The 18,984-nt window shown below is 65.9% G+C and carries 21 protein-coding genes and 1 riboswitch; of the genes, 16 read left to right on the top strand and 5 right to left on the bottom strand.

Annotated elements, in window-relative coordinates:
- Window position 1: 1 nt before the first annotated feature.
- Complete coding sequence (locus tag A5724_RS19145) at window positions 2-469, bottom strand: LytR C-terminal domain-containing protein (protein ID WP_067805394.1); 468 nt, start codon at window positions 467-469, stop codon at window positions 2-4.
- A 42-nt stretch (window positions 470-511) separates the two neighbouring features.
- On the bottom strand, window positions 512-820 hold the full coding sequence (locus A5724_RS19140) for a DUF3263 domain-containing protein (protein WP_067805391.1): 309 nt from the start codon (window positions 818-820) through the stop codon (window positions 512-514).
- Window positions 821-957: 137 nt separating this feature from the next.
- On the opposite strand from A5724_RS19140, the gene A5724_RS19135 reads away from it, so the two are divergent.
- From A5724_RS19135 to A5724_RS19115, 5 genes are all read left to right on the top strand, one after another.
- Window positions 958-1,551 (top strand): peptide deformylase, encoded by a 594-nt coding sequence (locus tag A5724_RS19135; RefSeq protein WP_067805389.1) that lies wholly within the window; start codon window positions 958-960, stop codon window positions 1,549-1,551.
- A 3-nt stretch (window positions 1,552-1,554) separates the two neighbouring features.
- Window positions 1,555-2,430, top strand: a complete 876-nt coding sequence (locus tag A5724_RS19130) for an N-acetyltransferase (RefSeq protein ID WP_067805386.1) — start codon at window positions 1,555-1,557, stop codon at window positions 2,428-2,430.
- A 3-nt stretch (window positions 2,431-2,433) separates the two neighbouring features.
- Window positions 2,434-3,234, top strand: a complete 801-nt coding sequence (locus A5724_RS19125; protein WP_067805383.1) for an exodeoxyribonuclease III — start codon at window positions 2,434-2,436, stop codon at window positions 3,232-3,234.
- A gap of 122 nt (window positions 3,235-3,356) precedes the next feature.
- Entirely contained in the window at window positions 3,357-4,952 is a 1,596-nt protein-coding gene (locus A5724_RS19120) for an HNH endonuclease signature motif containing protein (RefSeq protein ID WP_067805380.1), read from the top strand.
- Window positions 4,953-4,965: 13 nt separating this feature from the next.
- The gene (locus A5724_RS19115; RefSeq protein ID WP_232004902.1) at window positions 4,966-5,364 is read left to right on the top strand and encodes a hypothetical protein; all 399 of its coding nucleotides are present in this window, start codon (window positions 4,966-4,968) and stop codon (window positions 5,362-5,364) included.
- On the opposite strand, the gene A5724_RS19110 is transcribed toward A5724_RS19115, so the two are convergent.
- Together A5724_RS19110 and A5724_RS19105 are read right to left on the bottom strand one after the other, a co-directional pair.
- A complete protein-coding gene (locus A5724_RS19110) occupies window positions 5,347-6,282 on the bottom strand; it encodes a lysophospholipid acyltransferase family protein (RefSeq protein WP_067805372.1) in 936 nt (311 codons plus the stop codon). The two genes, A5724_RS19115 and A5724_RS19110, sit on opposite strands and share 18 nt — an antisense overlap.
- A 31-nt stretch (window positions 6,283-6,313) precedes the next feature.
- A complete protein-coding gene (locus A5724_RS19105) occupies window positions 6,314-8,083 on the bottom strand; it encodes an MFS transporter (RefSeq protein WP_067805369.1) in 1,770 nt (589 codons plus the stop codon).
- Window positions 8,084-8,208: 125 nt separating this feature from the next.
- A riboswitch (TPP riboswitch) is annotated at window positions 8,209-8,368 on the top strand.
- Between A5724_RS19105 and thiC the strand changes: the two genes are divergently transcribed.
- The 7 genes from thiC to A5724_RS19070 all read left to right on the top strand — a co-directional run bounded on the left by thiC (window position 8,359) and on the right by A5724_RS19070 (window position 14,462).
- A complete protein-coding gene (gene thiC / locus A5724_RS19100) occupies window positions 8,359-9,918 on the top strand; it encodes a phosphomethylpyrimidine synthase ThiC (protein ID WP_067805658.1) in 1,560 nt (519 codons plus the stop codon). (Overlaps the previous riboswitch by 10 nt.)
- The gene (gene thiD, locus A5724_RS19095; protein WP_067805366.1) at window positions 9,915-10,751 is read left to right on the top strand and encodes a bifunctional hydroxymethylpyrimidine kinase/phosphomethylpyrimidine kinase; all 837 of its coding nucleotides are present in this window, start codon (window positions 9,915-9,917) and stop codon (window positions 10,749-10,751) included. Before thiC ends, thiD begins: the two co-directional genes overlap by 4 nt.
- Window positions 10,748-11,365 carry an alpha/beta family hydrolase gene (locus A5724_RS19090; RefSeq protein ID WP_067805363.1) on the top strand — a complete coding sequence of 206 codons (618 nt, stop codon included), beginning with the start codon at window positions 10,748-10,750 and terminating at the stop codon, window positions 11,363-11,365. Before thiD ends, A5724_RS19090 begins: the two co-directional genes overlap by 4 nt.
- Entirely contained in the window at window positions 11,362-11,898 is a 537-nt protein-coding gene (locus tag A5724_RS19085) for a DUF4190 domain-containing protein (protein ID WP_067805361.1), read from the top strand. The genes A5724_RS19090 and A5724_RS19085 overlap by 4 nt, the downstream gene beginning before the upstream one ends.
- A gap of 15 nt (window positions 11,899-11,913) precedes the next feature.
- Window positions 11,914-12,648, top strand: a complete 735-nt coding sequence (locus A5724_RS19080) for a DUF4190 domain-containing protein (RefSeq protein WP_067805358.1) — start codon at window positions 11,914-11,916, stop codon at window positions 12,646-12,648.
- A gap of 43 nt (window positions 12,649-12,691) precedes the next feature.
- Entirely contained in the window at window positions 12,692-14,176 is a 1,485-nt protein-coding gene (locus tag A5724_RS19075; RefSeq protein WP_067805355.1) for an NAD(P)/FAD-dependent oxidoreductase, read from the top strand.
- A gap of 19 nt (window positions 14,177-14,195) precedes the next feature.
- Window positions 14,196-14,462, top strand: a complete 267-nt coding sequence (locus tag A5724_RS19070; RefSeq protein WP_067805352.1) for a hypothetical protein — start codon at window positions 14,196-14,198, stop codon at window positions 14,460-14,462.
- Here the strand turns inward: A5724_RS19070 and A5724_RS19065 are convergent.
- Window positions 14,429-15,667, bottom strand: a complete 1,239-nt coding sequence (locus A5724_RS19065; RefSeq protein ID WP_067805652.1) for a TetR/AcrR family transcriptional regulator — start codon at window positions 15,665-15,667, stop codon at window positions 14,429-14,431. The two genes, A5724_RS19070 and A5724_RS19065, sit on opposite strands and share 34 nt — an antisense overlap.
- 105 nt (window positions 15,668-15,772) lie before the next feature.
- Between A5724_RS19065 and A5724_RS19060 the strand changes: the two genes are divergently transcribed.
- From A5724_RS19060 to A5724_RS19045, 4 genes are read left to right on the top strand one after another with little or no spacing between them, the layout of a single operon-like run.
- Window positions 15,773-15,997, top strand: coding sequence for a hypothetical protein (locus A5724_RS19060; RefSeq protein ID WP_067805349.1), 225 nt, complete (start codon window positions 15,773-15,775; stop codon window positions 15,995-15,997).
- A 12-nt stretch (window positions 15,998-16,009) separates the two neighbouring features.
- Window positions 16,010-16,348, top strand: coding sequence for a hypothetical protein (locus A5724_RS19055; protein WP_067805346.1), 339 nt, complete (start codon window positions 16,010-16,012; stop codon window positions 16,346-16,348).
- Between the two features lie 17 nt (window positions 16,349-16,365).
- Window positions 16,366-17,592 (top strand): APC family permease, encoded by a 1,227-nt coding sequence (locus A5724_RS19050; RefSeq protein WP_067805343.1) that lies wholly within the window; start codon window positions 16,366-16,368, stop codon window positions 17,590-17,592.
- A 42-nt stretch (window positions 17,593-17,634) separates the two neighbouring features.
- Window positions 17,635-18,906 carry a uracil-xanthine permease family protein gene (locus A5724_RS19045; protein WP_067805340.1) on the top strand — a complete coding sequence of 424 codons (1,272 nt, stop codon included), beginning with the start codon at window positions 17,635-17,637 and terminating at the stop codon, window positions 18,904-18,906.
- Window positions 18,907-18,984: the final 78 nt, after the last annotated feature.

Genomic DNA, 18,984 nt, shown 5'->3' with positions numbered 1-18,984 from the left:
CCTAGCCGGTGACCGCCACGACCACGCCCGGCGGTTGCTCGGTCAGTTCTGGAACCCGCGGTTGCACCGGCGCGTCGAGCAGCTTGCCCACCTCGTCGGCGGCTTCGCGCTCGCCGGGCGCGTCACTGAAGAACACGGTCGTGGCCGAGATCTCCGGCAGGCTCAGGTTCCCGGTGTCGGTGACGTTCCAGCCGGCCTCGCGCAGCCGGTTCGCGGTGTTCTCGGCGGCGCCCTCGGTCGAGGAGATGTTGTAGACGCGCACGTCGGCCTTCGCAGGCGCGGCCTTCGGGGAGGTCGACGTGGTCGACGGGGTGCTGCTGACGGTGGTGGCGATCGAAGACGACTGGTCGTTGTCCGAGTCGTCGGAGCCCATCGCCTGGAACCCGACCAGCAGGAACACCACGCCGAGGAAGAGCAACACCATCACCATGGCGCGCAGCGGCAGCCCGGACGAGTTTCGCTGATTCATTGCCGCCCACTCTATCGAGCGCGCCGTGCCGGCCCGAAAACCTCAGGTGACGTCGAAACCCAGCCGACGAGCCGCGCGGGCCTTCTGCCGGCTCGCGCGCAGCCGACGCAACCGTTTGACCAGCATCGGATCCGCCGCCAACGCCTCGGGGCGGTCCACCAACGCGTTGAGCACCTGGTAGTAGCGGGTGGCCGACATCGAGAAGAGTTCTTTGATGGCGTCTTCCTTGGAACCCGCGTACTTCCACCACTGACGCTCGAACGCCAGGATGTCGTGCTCGCGTCTGGTCAGCCCATCGGTGAGTTCAGAGTCATCCCCGGATTGCTCAGTCCGCGCGATCGCGCCGTCCATATTGCCCCTGGACCCTTCCCCACAATCGAAATGACATAGCTGACGTGTCGGCGAACATTCAATCACGGGATCGCAGGCGCAAGCGTTACCCAGACCCGCGAGTCGGGCTAGAAGCATTGCCGACTTAAGCTTCCCCCGTGGCTGTCAGACCCATCGTCATAGTCGGAGATCCCGTCTTGCACACTGCGACCGAACCGGTGCCCGTCGCCGACGACGGTTCGCTGCCGGCGGATCTCGCCGACTTGATCAAGGATCTGTACGACACCATGGACGCCGCCAACGGCGTTGGACTAGCCGCGAATCAGATCGGTGTCGCCAAGCGGGTGTTCGTCTACGACTGCGCCGACGAGCGTGGCCGCACGGCGCGGCGACGCGGTGTCGTCGTCAACCCGGTCCTCGAGACATCCGAGGTTCCCGAGACCATGCCGGACCCCGACAACGACGACGAAGGTTGCCTGTCGGTGCCCGGCGAGTCGTTCCCGACGGGGCGCGCCGACTGGGCGCGCGTGACCGGCCTGGACGCCGACGGCACGCCGATCACGCTCGAAGGCACCGACCTGTTCGCGCGGATGCTGCAACACGAAACCGGCCATCTGGACGGCTTCCTGTACCTGGACAGGCTGGTCGGCAGGCACGCACGCAGTGCCAAGCGGGCGGTGAAGTCACACGGTTGGGGTGCGCCGGGGCTGACGTGGATGCCGGGCGAGGACCCGGATCCGTTCGGTCACTGAGCCGTGGCCGAGGTCGGTGATCGCGTCGTCGTGCGCTACCGACTGCCTGCCGGGTCGACACCGCCGCTGACCGACGTGATCGGGCATCTGGTGTCGGTTGGCGAGATCTTGTCGGTGCGCACCAAACGCGGCGACGTGATTTCCGTCGCGGCCGCGGATGTCGTGACAATGAAAACCCTTGCGGCAGCACCGGTGCGGACCGGAGATATCCGGAACCTCGAGCATGCCGCGGCGCTGGCGTGGCCTGGCGCAGAGCACGAGTGGGTCGACGGCTGGCTGCTGCGATTTGGCCATGGCAGCACGCGTCGTGCGAATTCCGCTGTCCCGCTGGATGTTTCAGTAGGCGCGGTTGGCGCGGTTGTTGACTGGTATGCGGCGCGGGGGTTGCCGCCGTTGGTGGCCGCGCCGGATCGACTGCTGCGCGTACCGCCGTCGGTGCCGACGGATGGCGAAAACCTGGTCATGACAGGCGAATTGGCTATTGGGGCCGCTGCTGTGGACATCACGGATGCGCCGGATGACGAGTGGCTGCGGCTGTACCGGCGCGAGGTGCCGGTCGACGTGCTGACCGCCGTCGTCGACGGCGACGTGGCGTTCGGTGCGATCGCGGGCGCGGCCGTTGGCAGGGCCGCGGTGACGACCGCGCCCGACGGCACCCGCTGGGTGGGGCTATCGGCCGTGCACGTGGTCCCCGAGGAGCGCCGGCGCGGCCTGGCCCGCAAAGTGTGTGCGGGGTTGCTGGCGTGGGGTGGCGAACGCGGCGCGAAGCGGGCTTACGTGCAGGTGCTGACAGACAACACTGCGGCGATCCGGTTGTACGAATCGATGGGCTTCACCGTTCACCACCGGTCGCGCTATCTGGACGCCCGTAGCCTGTAGACCATGCGGCTGGCCACGTGGAACGTCAATTCGATCCGCGCCCGCGTTGACCGGGTCACCGATTGGCTGGAGCGCGGTGACGTCGACGTACTTGCGATGCAGGAGACCAAATGCTCCGACGAGCAGTTCCCCGTCATGCCGTTCCTTGCCGCCGGCTACGAGGTCGTGCACTGCGGCTTCAACCAGTGGAACGGCGTGGCCATCGCGTCGCGGGTCGGAATCGACGACGTGCAGGTGGGCTTCGAGGGCCAGCCGACGTGGAGTGACAAACCCGACGTCGAGGCCGCCGCGGAAGCTCGCGCGCTCGGGGCCACATGCCACGGCGTGCGAGTGTGGAGCCTGTACGTGCCCAATGGCCGGTTCGTCGGCTCGCCGCACTACGACTACAAGTTGGAATGGCTTGCGGCACTGCGTAATACGGCGCAGGGGTGGCTGGCCGCGGATCCGTCCTCTCAGATCGCGCTCGTCGGCGACTGGAACATCGCGCCCACGGACGAGGATGTCTGGAGCCCGGAGTTCTATGCCAACAGCACCCACGTCACGCCTTCCGAACGTGCGGCATTTCAGTCGATCGTCGACGCCCGGTACGCCGATGTGGTGCGACCGTTCACGCCCGGCCCCGCGGTGTACACCTATTGGGACTACACCCAGTTGCGATTCCCCAAGAACCGCGGCATGCGCATCGACTTCATCCTCGGATCGCCTGCGTTGGCGCAGCGCGTGACGCATGCCGAGATCGTCCGCGAGGAGCGCAAAGGCAAGGCGCCGAGTGATCATGCCCCGGTGCTGGTGGAGTTGGCCTAGATCCGTTGCCTATGGCACGCGCGCGGGCCCATGCATTGGGCGTACGCGCGCATTTCTGATGAGGCAACCGGCTTGTGGATAACTTTCTGCCCGCGTCGGGGTGGCCTGGCATAGTCGAACATATGTTCGAGGGTTCGGCAGACGGTTTGGTCGGTGAGATCGCCGACAGTGTCTGGCGTGAGTCGGTCTTGATGGCGCAGCGGTGCGCGGCGATCGCGGCGTTGTTGGCACTGCGCACCGCCGAGGCCGAGGCCGCTGATCCGGATCCGGGGTGGTCAATGATCACCGGGTTCGCCCGCACCACCGCCGAGGTGTCCGCCGCGATGAACATGACCCCACGCGGGGCCCAGCAGCTGGTGGCCCAGGCCGACGCGCTGGACACCCGGTTGCCGACGGTGGCGCAGGTGTTGGCCGGCGGGCGCACCGATTGGCGCACCGTGGAGCAGATCGTCAAACGCACCGAACTGGTCGACGACGCCGCGGCGATGGCCACCCTGGACACCGAGTTGGCCGAGCGGATCGGGTCCTGGGTGTGCTGGTCACGCCAACGCATCATCAACGCCGTGGACGCCGCGGTGCGCGCGGTGGATCCGGCGGCGGCCAAACAGCGCCGGGTGCGTGCCCATGATGAGCGCTTCGTCCATGTCAGTGCCGGCCCGGATGGCATCGCGGTGCTGCGCGCCAAACTGCCCGCACCGGTGGCCGCGATCGTGGACAAGCAGTTGGCGCAGATGGCCAAATCGGTGTGCGGCAAGGATTCGCGCACCATGGATCAACGCCGCGCCGATGCGTTGTGGGCGCTGGCCGAACGCCGCGAACTGACCTGTGCCTGCGGGCGATCCGACTGCCCGGCCCAATCCCACGCCGACGCTGAGCGCCCGCCGAGCCCGGTGAGTGTGGTGATCAATGTGATCGCCACCGAGGACACCGTGGCCGGCGACAGCCAGCAGCCCGGCTATCTGGAGGGCTACGGGGTCATCGACGCCGATCAGGTGCGCGAGTTGACCGCCACCGCGGTGATCCGCCCGGTCGACTGCCCGCAAGTGTCCGACGAGCAGGCCCACCGGTATCAGCCCTCGGCGGGGCTGGAGAACTGGATCCGGTGTCGAGATCTGACGTGCCGGTTTCCCGGCTGTGACCGCAAAGCCTGGATCTGCGATATCGACCACACCGTGGCGTTCAACCACCACGATCCGGCCGCTGGCGGGTTGACCGTCCCCGAGGATCTCAGTTGTGAATGCCGGGAACATCACCGGCTCAAAACCTTCCACGGCGGGCCCGGCGGGTGGCGCGATAAACAACTGCCCGACGGGCGTATCGAGTGGACCTCACCGACCGGGCGCACCTATGTCACCAGCCCACTGGGCTATGACCTGTTTCCCCAACTGCGCCAAGCCTGTCGAGCACCCACCCCGCGTAAACGCAGCAGAGCCAAAGAACTCGCCGCGCGGATCAGCCGTGCCCGCGCTCACCTGCATGCCCAGCGGCCGGTCGACGCCGAGAACCGCCGGGTCAACTACGCCCGTCGCCGCGAGATCGAACTCCGCAAATGGCGCAACCAATCACGGCGCTACCTGATCCTGTTCAAAGGCGAACAACACAGCACCAGCCCCTGGTGCACCTGGATCAACGACCCCTTCGAACCCGAAGAACTCCCACCCGACTGGCAACCACCGCCACCCCCACCAACCAACGACAACGACGACCCACCCTTCTAGGAGGACCATGAAAATGCTTGTGGCGACTGCATTTTCGCAGGGCGCTAGCCCGGACGACTATCACCGCTGCATCGAAGGTGAGCTGGTCTGGGTGCAGGAGCCTTGCGGCCGAGGCAAGGAAGATCCCGATGGGCCGTGCGCCTGCGGTCGCGGGTTCGTGGGCGCCGCATCGCACCGGGCCACGACGACAGCCATGGTCATCGAGTCGCCGATGACGCGCGACGATGTGCTACTCGCCTTCCGCACCAGCCTGGCGGACGCCGGGTGGCCGGCCGAGGCGGCGGACGAGGTTGCCGAGGACAACCTGATAATCGCAGCCCAATTGCCCGCAGGGGCCATCATCGGGCGGAAACTGGATAGCTTCTTCCTGCGTGGCGCGCTGTTGCCCGCACCGTCACCCGAACAGCGGTAGCGCCCGCTTGCGCGCCAGCGCGTCCATTCCGTGCTGAATACTGTTCTGCACCTCCCAGTACTTCTCCTCGAGGTACTCGTCGTCGTCGGCGCGGTCGGGGTCGTGGTCCACTTCGACGGCAGGCATCAGCCGCGTCCGGATCTTGGCAGGCAGCGGGAACTGCGGCAGCGCGGCGGGCGCGATCCCCCACGGCAGCGACGCCGCAATCGGAAAGACCTTGAGCCGCAACAGCTTGTCCAGCCGAAGCGTACGCGAAAGCTGATCACCGCGGATCAGCACCGGCATCGCATCCGCGCCGCCAACGGTCGCGATCGGCACGATCGGTACCCCGGCGCGGATCGCCATCTTCACAAACCCTTTGCGACCGGCAAGATTTGCGCGGTCGCGTTCCGTCCACGGCCGCAACGAGTCGACCTCGCCACCTGGCCACACCGCGACGTCGCGGCCTTCCGCCAGGGCGGTCGCCATCGAATCGGGAGCGGCCGGCAGCACGCCCATCGCGCGGAAGTAGCGTCCGATCAGCGGCATCGCCATCAGCACATCGTGCGCCGTGCCATGCAGCGGCCTCTCCTGGCCGAACCGCCGCCACCACTGCACGCCGACCGTCCACGCATCCCACACGAACGGCGCACCCGAATGGATGCCCACCAGCAGCACCGGAGGGTCGGGCAGGTTCTCCCAGCCGTCGAATTCCATTCGGAACCAGTGGTCGACGAGGAAGTTCCACAGATACTTCTGTCGCTGCATGGTGGCCTCGTCGGGGCCACTCAACTCCCACTCGCCAGCCCGCTCGTTCAGCCAGCCGACCAGCCCCTCGCCCTGCTGACGGCGCCGCGCATCCATCCGCCGGCGAGCCTCGTCAGCGTGCTCGCGCGCCTGCTTGCGCACCTCGGAAGACCGTGCATCTGTCGTCGTCATGGGTGCTGGGTACCCACGACCGCCGATCAGCTCACGCCTCGTTATCGGCCCCTGGCTCGTCCGCGTACCGGCCCGGGTTGAAGATCGACGCGATCGCGCCGATCACCATCATCACCGCGGCGGCGCTGAACACCACAACCAGACCCGAGTGGAACGGTTCGGTGATCAGGTGCGGGAAGAACGTCTGCCCCGTCAGCACATCGGCGTTGACGCCAGGGTGATGCAACGCGCCCGACGGCGCCAGCAACTCGGCCATCGGGTTGTAGCCGAGGAACGCCGCGAACAAGCTGCCGACCGGCGGCAGGTTCGCGACCTCATGCGCCACCGTCGCCGATACCCCCTGCTGCTGCAGGCCGGCGCTCATCGCCGACGGCAATGTGTTCGCCAGCCCGACGATCATGAGCGAGAAGAAGATTCCGATCGACAGCGACGAGCCGGCATTGAAGAACGTCGCCCGCACACCCGAGGCCGCACCACGCTGCGCCGCAGGCACACTCGACATGATCGCCGCTGTGTTGGGCGCGGTGAAGATGCCCCCGCCGAGGCCATTCAGGAAGACCAGGATCGCGAACACCCAGTAGTTGAAGTCGACCGGGATCAACACCAGCGCGACGAATGACACTGCCATCAGCACCATGCCGCCCACCGTGAAAATCCGCGCGCCGTAACGGTCCGCCAGCAAACCGGCCATCGGCGCCGCGATCAGAAACCCGAACGTCGCAGGCAGCAGGTAGATGCCCGCCCACAGCGGGGTGGACTCAAAGCTGTAGCCGTGCAACGGAAGCCAGATGCCCTGCAGCCAGATGATCAACATGAACTGCAGACCGCCGCGGCCGACCGACGACATCAACCCCGCAAGGTTGCCCATCCCGAACGACGGCGACCGGAACAGCCGGATGTCCACCATCGGCTGCGGCACCCGCAGTTCGATCAAACAGAACGCGACCAGCAGCAGCACGCCGAGAACAATCGCGCCGAGCACCCACGGGTTCGTCCACCCCGTCGTCGAATCCCCATACGGCTGGATGCCGTACGTGATTCCGGTCAGCAGCACCGTCAGTCCGATGCCGAACGTCAGGGTGCCCGCCCAGTCCAGCCGACCCGGCGTCCGCACACCCAGTTCCTTCAGCGACCGATAGCTCCAGACGGTTCCGAGCACGCCGATCGGCACGCCCACCCAGAAGATGGCCTGCCAGTGGATCTCCGAAAGCACGCCGCCGATCAGCAGGCCCAGGAACGACCCCGCGACCGCGGCCACCATGTTCACGCCCAACGCCATACCGCGCTGGCGCGCCGGGAATGCGTCGGTCAGGATCGCCGCCGACGATGCCATCAGCATCGCGCCCCCTACGCCCTGGACGACCCGCCACCCGATCAGCCACAGCGCGCCCGGACCCATGTGGAACGGATCGAACGACAGCGCGATCGCCGCAATAGTGAACACGGCAAACCCGAGGTTGTAGATGCGGACCCGGCCGTACATGTCACCGAGGCGGCCGAAGAAGACCACCAGAACGGCGGTCACCACCAGATAGCCCATCAGCATCCACAGCAGGTAGCTCACGTTGGCAGGCGCCAGCGGATTCAGTCCGATGCCACGAAAGATCGCCGGCAGCGAGATCAGCACGATTGACGCGTTGATCGAGGCCAGCAGCATGCCCAAGGTGGTGTTGGACAACACGATCCACTTGTAGAACGGGTGGTCGCGGTCCATCCGGCGGCGCCGATCGGCCGTTACGGCTTGCGCCGCGTCGACGTCCCCGACGCCGGGAGTCTTGGTCGTGTCAACTTCGGTCGTCATCTATTTTGCTCACGTATCCAGGCCAGCTAACAAGTCACAAAACACATATATTAGCTATACAAAGGAACCGGGGGCAATTCGTATTCCCGCTGGGCAGAATTCAGGACCCTGCGCTAGCCTGCATACTGTCCACACACGGGAGCGCACGCCGAGTGCGCTGAGAGGACAGCTTGAGCCGAATTATCGGCTCAACCTTGGGCCAGTTACTTGGCTCCGCCAAGGGGTGCTGTCGACCGTACGAACCTGACCGGGTAATGCCGGCGTAGGGAGATGAAATGGTAAGCGCTGTTGTCAATCCGTCTGTCACCACCGGCCCGATCATGGGCAGCACCAAGATCTACGTGGACGGGGTTCCCTTTCGGCGGGTGCACCTGACCAACGGTGAGCACTTCGACCTGTACGACACCTCGGGGCCGTACACCGATCCGAACGCAGAGGTCGACCTGCACAAGGGCCTGCCTCCGCGGCCCGGTGTGGTCAGTGACAGGGGCACGCAGTTACAGCGTGCCCGCAACGGCGAGATCACCGCGGAGATGGCGTTCATCGCCGCACGCGAGGGCATGCCCGCCGAACTGGTGCGCGACGAGGTGGCCGCCGGTCGCGCGGTGATCCCCGCCAACCACAAGCACCCGGAGAGCGAGCCGATGATCATCGGCAAGGCATTCGCGGTGAAAGTCAATGCCAACATCGGCAATTCGGCCGTCACCAGCTCCATCGCGGAGGAAGTCGACAAGATGGTCTGGGCCACCCGCTGGGGCGCCGACACCATCATGGACCTGTCCACCGGCCGCAATATCCACGAGACGCGCGAGTGGATCCTGCGCAATTCGCCAGTGCCGGTCGGCACCGTGCCGATCTATCAGGCACTGGAGAAGGTCAACGGCGATCCCACTCAACTCACGTGGGAGATGTACCGCGACACCGTGATTGAGCAATGTGAGCAGGGTGTCGACTACATGACCGTCCACGCGGGCGTGCTGCTGCGCTATATCCCGCTCACCGTCAAGCGGGTCACCGGCATCGTCAGCAGAGGCGGCTCGATCATGGCCGCCTGGATGCTCGCCCACCACACCGAGTCGTTCCTCTACACCAACTTCGCCGAATTGTGCGAGATCCTCGCCCGCTACGACGTGACCTTCTCCCTCGGTGACGGCCTGCGTCCAGGCTCGATTGCCGACGCCAACGACGAGGCGCAGTTCGCCGAACTCCGCACCCTGGGTGAACTCACCAAGATCGCCAAAGCCCATGGCGTGCAAGTGATGATCGAAGGCCCCGGCCACATCCCGCTGCACAAGATCGTCGAGAACGTCCGGCTCGAAGAGGAGCTGTGCGAAGAGGCGCCCTTCTACACGCTCGGCCCCCTCGCCACCGACATCGCGCCCGCCTACGACCACATCACCAGCGCCATCGGCGCGGCGATCATCGCCCAGGCTGGCACCGCCATGCTGTGCTACGTCACCCCCAAGGAACACCTCGGGCTTCCCGATCGCAAGGACGTCAAGGACGGGGTGATCGCGTACAAGATCGCCGCGCACGCAGCCGATCTCGCCAAACAGCACCCGCGGGCCCAGGAGCGTGACGACGCATTGTCCAAGGCACGCTTCGAGTTCCGCTGGCACGACCAGTTCGCGCTGTCCCTAGATCCCGACACCGCCCGCGAATACCACGACGAAACCCTGCCCGCCGAGCCCGCCAAGACCGCACACTTCTGCTCCATGTGCGGACCGAAGTTCTGCTCGATGCGCATCACCCAGGACATCCGCGACGCGATGGCCGAGAAGTCCAAGGAATTCGCCGACCACGGCAACCAGATCTACCTACCCTTGGCGACATGACGTTCTTGCCACTCACACCGTCGGGCCAGACGCCGCTGCGGGTGATGACCATCGCCGGGTCCGACTCCGGCGGCGGCGCAGGCATTCAGGCAGACCTGCGCACCTTCGCCATGCTCGGCATGCACGGCCTGGTCGCCGTGACGGCGGTGACAGTGCAGAACTCCGTCGGCGTCAAAGGCTTTCACGAGATACCGCTCGAGGTGATCGGCGGGCAGATCACTGCCGTCGCCGAGGACATCGGTGTGCAGGCCGCCAAGACCGGCATGCTGGCCTCGTCGGCGATCATCGACGTCATCGCCGACACCTGGCGCCAACAGGGCCTGGCAGGCAGGGTGCCGTTGGTGGTCGATCCGGTGTGCGCGTCGATGCACGGCGACCCGCTGCTGCACCCCAGTGCGCTGAGTTCCCTTAAAACACAACTGTTTCCGCTCGCAACGCTGGTGACACCGAACCTCGACGAGGTCCGCCTGCTCGTTGATATAGAAGTCATCGACTCCTCCAGCCAACGTGATGCCGCCCGCGCCCTGCACGCGCTCGGCCCGCAGTGGGCGCTGGTCAAGGGCGGGCATCTGCGTGCATCGACGCACAGTCCCGACCTGTTGTTCGACGGCACCGACTTCTACGAGTTCGACACCACCCGCATCGACACCGGCAACGACCACGGCGCAGGCGACACTTTGGCCGCCGCCGTCGCCAGCGCGCTCGCCCACGGCTACACCGTGCCCGACGCTGTCGATTTCGGGAAACGCTGGGTCACCGAATGCCTGCGGGCCGCATACCCGTTGGGCCACGGTCACGGCCCCGTCTCGGCGTTGTTCAGACTGGAGCAATGACGCTCGACCAGATCGCAGGCATCGCACACGAACCCGAAAGCGCCCCAAAAGGGGTAGTCGTGCTCACCCATGGCGCGGGCGGCAGTCGCGAGTCGCCGCTGCTGATCAGAATCTGCGACGAGTGGGCGCGGCGCGGTTGGCTTGCCGTCCGCTACAACCTGCCGTACCGGCGGCGCAGGCCGAAGGGGCCACCCTCGGGTTCGGCCACCACCGACCAAGCCGGCGTCGTCGAGGCCGTCACGCTGGCCCGCACGCTGACCAAGGGGCCGGTCATCGCGGGCGGCCATTCCTACGGCGGCCGGATGACGTCGATGGTGGTGGCGGACCAGGCGGCCAAGGTCGACGTGCTGACCCTCTTCTCCTATCCGCTGCATCCGCCCGGTAAGCCGGAGCGGGCACGCATCGAGCACCTACCCGCCATCACGGTGCCGACGGTGTTCACCCACGGCACCGCCGACCCCTTCGGCACCATCGACGAACTCCGCCCGGCCGCGGCCCTCATCGGCGCCGCCACCGCAATCGTCGAAGTCACCGGCGCCCGCCATGACCTCGGCTCCAAGACGCTCGACGTGCCGGTGCTGGCGGTTGACGCGGCGCTACGGTTACTTGCGTGACCCTGCCGCCGCCCGACCCGGATCGGCGGGGCGGAACCAACGGCTGGGCCATCGCCGCGTTCGTCGTCGGCATACTGGGCGGCACCATCCTGTCCGTGATCTTCGCGATCGTCGCCCTGGTGCAGATACGCGGACGCCACCAGCGCGGGCGCGGACTTGCCATTGCGGCGCTGGTCATCTCGACATTGTGGATCGCCGCCATCACGTCGGTCATCGCGTATGGCGTTTCCGCACAAGGGAAATCGGTGCGCGCGGCCGACCTGGTCGCCGGCGACTGCGTCAAGGACAGCTACGACGACCAGCTACCGACCTGGGTGAAACGAGTGCGTTGCGACCGGCCGCATTACGGCGAGGTGTACGCGGTGCTCACGCCACCCGATGCGCGCCCCGCCGACTGCGGGACGAAGTTCTTCACCTACGCGCCGGAATCGCCGGACGGTCCGGTGTTCGAAGTCGCATGGGCAAACACCAATCGCGGCGTCGTCTGCGTTGCAATGTCGAAACATGAACGGTCATCATCGCTGCGCGATTGACGTTAATGTCAGCCCGTGACCACACCGCCGGGCAACTACCCGCCGCCACCGGGACCGTACGGCCAGCCCGCCCCCGGCCCGTATCCGCCACCGCAGGGCGGCTATCCGCTTCCGCAGGGCGGCTATCCGCCCCCGCCACCGCCGCTGCCGTATCAGCAGCAGCCACCGCCCGGCTACTACCCTCCACCGCCCGCCCAGCAGACGAACTGGTGGGCGATCGTCTCGCTGATCTTCGGCGTGATCGGCGGCGTCCTGATCAGCGTCGTCTGCGGCATCGTCGGGCTGAAGAAGGCCAAACAGGGCCAGGGCGGCCGCGGTTTGGCGATCGCCGGTCTGGTGCTGTCCAGCCTCTGGGTGATCGGGCTGATCATCGGACTGACCCTGGCGCTGACGGTGTGGCAGGGCACAGTCACCGCGACCGACGTGAAGGTCGGGGACTGCCTCAAGGAAATCCCTGACAGCATGCGGGTGCTAACCGTCGATACCGTCGGCTGCGAGGAAACACACGCCGGCGAGGTGTTCGCGGTGTTGCAGATGCCCGAAGGCGACTTCCCCGGCCAATCGGCCATCGAGGAATTCCAGAACAAATGCGAACCCGCTCTCGCCACCTACTCGCCGCGGGCACTCGTCGACGACTCGGTGCAGATGTACGTGCTGTACCCGACGGCCGAGACCTGGGCTCAGGGCGACCGGGCGGTGACGTGCGTGGCAACGCTCGATCCACCGCGAACGGGATCGCTCAAGGACTGAGCCGGTCAGCAAAGTTTCCGGTACCTGAGGTACCGTCTGCAGCATGACTTCGGAGCTCTACGACGCGGTCATTGTGGGAGCCGGCTTCGGCGGCATCGGCGCGGGCATTCAGCTCAAGCGGATGGGCTACCACAACTTCGTGATCCTGGATCGCGAAGACGACCTCGGCGGCACGTGGCACGTCAACCGGTATCCCGGCTTGGCGGTTGACGTCCCGACCACCACCTACTCGTATTTCTTCGAACCCAACCCGAACTGGTCGCGGTTGTTCTCCACCGGTGCCGAGATCAAGCAGTACGCCGACGACGTCGCGGACAAGTTCGACATCCGTAGGCATATGCGGTTCAACACGATCGTCGAGGGCGCCCGCTGGGACGAGGAGGCCGGCGTCTGGAAGGTCACCCTCGCCGACGGTGACGTGCTCTCCACGCGTTTCCTGATCACCGCGACAGGCTTCCTGTCACAACCGAAGGTCCCCGACATCCCCGGCGTGACCGAGTTCGCGGGCAAGGTCATCCACACCACCGCATGGGATGACACCTATCCGCTCGAGGGCCGCAGGGTGGCCGTCATCGGGACCGGCGCCACCGCCGTCCAGCTGATTCCGGAACTGGCGAAGCGGGTCGCCGACCTCACCGTCTACCAGCGCACACCGATCTGGGTGGTGCCCAAGATCGACATCCGGTTCGGGGAGCGGGCCAAGCGACTGTTCGCGCGGGTCCCGTCGACCCAGCGCGCTATTCGGTGGGTCACCGACTCGATCTACGAGTTCATGATCAACACCGCGATCATCCACCATCGGTACTTCCGGCGGCTCAACATCGCCGCGGCGGACCTGTCGAAGATGCACCGCTTCGCATCGATCCGCGACAAGGAACTGCGCAGGCGGCTCACCCCGGACTACGACTTCGGTTGCAAGCGGCCGACATTCTCCAACGGCTACTACCGCGCGTTCACCAAACCCAACGTGCATCTGCAGACCGACGGGATCACCCGCATCGAGGCCGACGGCATCGTCAACGCCGACGGCACCAAGACGGTCATCGACACGCTGGTGCTGGCCACCGGATTCGATCTGTGGGACGCCAACTTCCCTGCCATCGAGATCATCGGCCGAGAGGGGCGCAACCTCGGAAAGTGGTGGCGCGAGACGAGGTTTCAGGCCTACCAGGGTATGACGATGCCCTACTTCCCGAACTACCTCAGCCTCGCCAGCCCGTTCGCATTCCTCGGCTTGAACTTCTTCAATACGATGGAATACCAGATGCGGCACATGGATCGACTGTTCGGTGAACTCAAGCGGCGCAACGCGACCAAGTTCGAGGTGACCGAAGAGGCCAACGCCAGATACCGCGACCGGATGACCGAACTGCTCGGCGATTCGTTGTGGACGATCGGCAATTGCGCATCGTCGCGGTCGTACTACTTCAACCCGCAGGGTGAGCCAACGCTGCTGCGGCCCATGTCGACGAGCAGGGCGATCAAAGAGGCATCGGATTTCCCGTTGAGCGACTACACGATTGCGTGACTCGAGAGGATCAACAGCTGTGCCGAAAATCAATTCGCGTCTGGCCAAGTTCGCCGGACTGGCGGTCGCAGGCGTCGGGCTATCCCACTTCACCAGCCCGCAGTTGTTCGACGGGATCACGCGTTCGGCGTTTCCGCGCGACACCCGCCAGCGCGTCTACCTACACGGCGGTGTCGAAACGGCGCTCGGGCTTGGCCTGAGTTCGGCGAAGACGCGTCCACTGGCCGCCGTCGGCACCATCGGATACCTGGCCTACTTGGCGGGCAACGCAGTACGCAACCGGTGACGGCCGAGCAGAGTCAGGTCCAGTAGCCTTTCCACGACCGCGCGAACGGGCGCCGAATTCTCGTACTGCATCAACCGGCCCAAGTCGATCACCAGCGACATCGCGGCGTGCACCGCGAACCGCGCCTGGCCAGGCGTCCAATCGGGTCGCACTGCCACCACCAGGTCAACCCAGGACTCCACATTGGCGCGCTGCAGGTTGCGCAAGATCTTCTGGTCGCCCGGGGTCATGTTGAGCCGCTCGGTGTAGTACACGTAGTCGAGTTCCGGACCGTCGAAGGACCTCACCACATAGGCGTCGATGACCGCCGTCAAGGCGTCTGCGGGTTCTGGTGTGCTGCCGACGATTTCGGACAGCTCCGCAGACAGCCGGTCCGCGGCCCGCCGGAACGCCGCAGCGAGAATGTCGCTCTTGCCCGAGAAGTATCGATAGATGCCGGACGCAGGCATCCCGACCGCAGCCGCGATGTCCTCCATGCTGGTGTCGCGATAGCCCTTGAGGTTGAACAACCGCATCGATTCATTGAGCAGCGCCTCATATTTCGACGCATCGGCGGTTGCGGGCACTTGCTGACGCGGTTCGGCGACCGCGTCGTCGACGTCCGGCAGTTCGGCCGCGAGCACGGTGTCGGCGAGATCGGCCAGCAACGCCCGCACCTGGATGGCGGGCAACTTGGCGCGGTGGTCGACGATGCTACCGATCACCGAAAGCGCCGCTGTGGACAACGTCCAACGCTGTCGCGACGTCAGATCCGGTCGAATTACTGTCAGCGGCCGCTGAATCCGATGATGGACGGTGCGCATCTGCGCGAACAGGGTGGCTTGGTCGTCACCGCGTAGATAGCGGGCCTCCCAGCGGTACAGCCCACCGGACTCGCGGTTGGCCATCGCCGTGTCGATCAGCGCCGACACCAGTCGCCCCAACGCCACCTCGGCATCGCTGTCGTCCTCGTCGGCGAACGCTGTGCAGTCGACCAACTGCTGGCCGAGGTTGAGCACCGCGTCGCGGAAGAGTTCATACTTGCTCGCGTAGTGGCGGTACAACGCCGCGGCGGAGATCCCCACCCGGGCGGCGATGGTCTCCATGCTGACGCCGTGATAGCCGAGCGCGCTGAACGCCTCGGCCGACGCGCGCGCGATCTGCGCCTTGCGATCCTTCGGCCTGCGCCGGACACCCTCGACGCGGGTGGGACTGCTGCGCGCCATGGCCACCACCATAACGGACAGCATGCATACATAACACGCCCAGTTCGGTTGGAGTATCACAAGGAATTCGTCGCGTACGTCAAGAATGGCCATTAACATAGTGGCGTGCTCGACACTCTGCGACGACTGTTGGCATTCCAGGTGACGATAGCTCAGCTGATCATCATCGCCGTGGTTGTCGGTGTTCCGTACCTGATCGTCGGGGCGGTCTGGTCGAGCACGCACACGGCGCATCTGGAACAGATGGCCGGCATCGACCTGGTGGTGTCCTACCTCGGGTCGATCGTGTCGTGGCCGGTGCTGCTGTTCGCCGACGTTTGTATGACTTGAACGGGGAACCCCTTGCACCACTACCACCACCGCGCGTTCTACATCGGTGTCGTTTGCGTCGCCCTGATCGGCGTCGGACTGCTGGCGCTGAATTTTCCCGTCTTCTTGGATGCCTTTGACCAGTACGGGTTTCAGATCAAGTGCGGGACGGGCTACATCTCGGACCTGAGTCAGGCCGCCGCCGCGGCCGGACAGCACGACTATGTGGACCAATGCGAGACGGCACTGATGCTGCGACGGCTGTGGACGATACCGTTGGTGGTGGTCGGCGGGATAGTGCTCGTGATCCTCGTCGCGGTCGCGGCCACGGTGTGGGGCCGGGAAAACGTCTTCGGGGAAGACCCAGCCTAGTGAACTAGCATCGTGGCGTGAGCACGCCGGACGCCCCTGCGCTGCGCCGTCGGCTCGGCACCTTCGACGCGGTGACAATCGGACTGGGTTCGATGGTGGGCGCTGGCATCTTCGTCGCCCTTGCGCCCGCCGCGGCGGCCGCAGGCTCGGGCCTGCTCATCGGGCTTGCTGTCGCGGCCGTCGTCGCCTACTGCAATGCGACGGCGTCGGCACGGTTGGCGGCGTTGTATCCGCAGTCCGGCGGCACCTACGTCTACGGGCGTGAGCGTCTCGGCGAATTCTGGGGATACACCGCGGGCTGGAGCTTCGTCGTCGGCAAGACCGCGTCGTGCGCGGCGATGGCACTGACCGTCGGCTATTACGTGTGGCCGGATTATGCGCACGCGGTCGCGGTGGCCGCCGTGGTGGCGTTGACCGCGGTCAACTACGCAGGCATCCAGAAGTCGGCGCTGCTGACCCGCGTCATCGTGGCGCTGGTGCTTGCGGTGCTCGCCGCGGTGGTCATCGTCGTACTCGGCTTCGGCGACGTAGAGTCGTCACGTTTGGCTCTCGGCGACGACGCGACCGTACGTGGCGTGCTGCAGGCGGCGGGATTGTTGTTCTTCGCGTTCGCCGGTTATGCGAGGATCGCGACGCTCGGCGAAGAGGTGCGCGATCCGGCCCGCACCATTCCCAGGGCCATCCCGGTCGCATTGGGCATCACATTGGTGATCTATGCGGTGGTGGCCGTCGCGTTGCTGAGCGAATTAGGCAGCGCCGCACTGGCTTCGGCGGCCGCGCCGTTGGCGGATGCGGTGCGTGCGGCCGGTTTCCCCGCGATGGAACCGGTAGTGCGGGCCGGCGCGGCGGTGGCCGCTCTCGGCTCGCTGCTGGCGTTGATTCTCGGGGTATCCCGAACGACGCTGGCGATGGCCCGCGACCGCCATCTGCCACGCGCGCTTGCCGCCGTACATCCCCGGTTCGACACCCCGCATCGCGCGGAGGTGGTGGTCGGAGTCGTTGTCGCCGTGGTGGCGGCGCTGGCGGATGTGCGTGGGGCGATCGGTTTCTCGTCGTTCGCGGTGCTGCTGTACTACGCGATTGCGAATGCGTCGGCGTGGACCTTACAGCGCAGGGTCATTCCAGGCATCGGAATGGTCGGGTGCTTGGTATTGGCTGTGCTGCTGCCGGTTTCGTCGGTGCTCGTCGGCGCGGCCGTGGTGGCCGTCGGCGCGCTCGCTTACGGCGTCCGGCGGTTGCGGTAGCTTCGACCGCGAAATTGCGTTAGCCCAGGCAAGATACTCATCGTGATCCCGCTGACATGGAAACACGTCGAGACGCAGACAGACGATGACTTCGTCGTCGGGCCCGGCGAGCGGCTGAGCTGGGCGCGCACAATCGGCATCGGCGCGCAGCATGTGGTGGCGATGTTTGGTGCCACGTTTCTGGTCCCGGTGCTAACCGGTTTCCCACCCGCCACCACGCTGCTGTTCTCCGGCGTCGGCACCGTGTTGTTCCTGCTGATCACCGGAAATCGGTTGCCCAGCTACCTTGGCTCGAGTTTTTCGGTGATCGCACCGGTGACGGCGGCGGTCGCATCCAACGGGACAGGCAGCGCCCTGGGCGGCCTCGTCGCGGTCGGCGTGGTCCTCATCATCATCGGCACGATCGTGCATCTGGTCGGCACGCACTGGATCGACGTCACGCTGCCGCCGGTGGTGACGGGCGCGATTGTCGCGCTGATCGGTTTCAACCTGGCGCCCGCCGCGAAGTCGAACTTCGAGAAGGGTCCGTTGGTCGGCCTGGTCACGCTGGTCCTGCTCGTCGGGACGTTGGCGTTCTTCCGCGGCATCATCGGCAGGCTGGCGATCTTCCTCGCTGTCGTCGCGGGGTATGTTCTTGCGCTGATCCTCGGCGAGGTCGACACCTCAGCGATCAAGGCGGCACCGTGGATCGGGCTGCCGGAGTTCCACACCCCGACGTTCACGATCGCGGTGCTGCCGATGTTCCTGCCCGCCGTCATCGCGTTGGTCGCCGAGAACATCGGGCACGTGAAATCGGTGGGCCAGATGACGGCCACCGACGTGGACCCGGTGATGGGACGCGCGCTGGCCGCCGACGGGGTCGCCACGACGTTGGCCGGGTTCGGCGGCGGGTCGGCGACCACCACCTACGCGGAAAACATCGGCGTGATGGCGGCGACGCGAGTGTACTCGACGGCTGCGTACTGGATCGCCGCTGCGGTAGCCATCGCATTGTCGTTGTGCCCCAAGGTGGGTGCGGCGATCTCCGCGATTCCGCCCGGCGTGCTGGGCGGTGCCACGGTGGTGCTGTACGGGTTGGTCGGTGTGCTGGGCGTTCGGATCTGGCTGACCAACGACGTCGACTTCTCCAAGCCAGTGAACCAGATGACGGCGGCCATCCCGCTGATCATCGGCATCGCCGATTTCACCTGGCAGGCAGGCGAACTCACATTCACCGGCATCGCGTTGGGATCGATCGCCGCGCTGGTCGTGTACCACGGCATGCGGTTGCTGGGACTCAGGAAAGGCCGCGCGCCACTCACAGCTGATTTGTGATGTGCGCCTCAGCAGTGAGATGAAACCTCGGTCTGAATCGTCGGTGCTTATGACCGCCGAAAAGTTCCGACTTCAGGG

Source organism: Mycobacterium sp. ACS1612, from assembly GCF_001667505.1.
GTDB lineage: Bacteria > Actinomycetota > Actinomycetes > Mycobacteriales > Mycobacteriaceae > Mycobacterium.
This window is presented reverse-complemented; position numbering and strand designations above follow the sequence as displayed.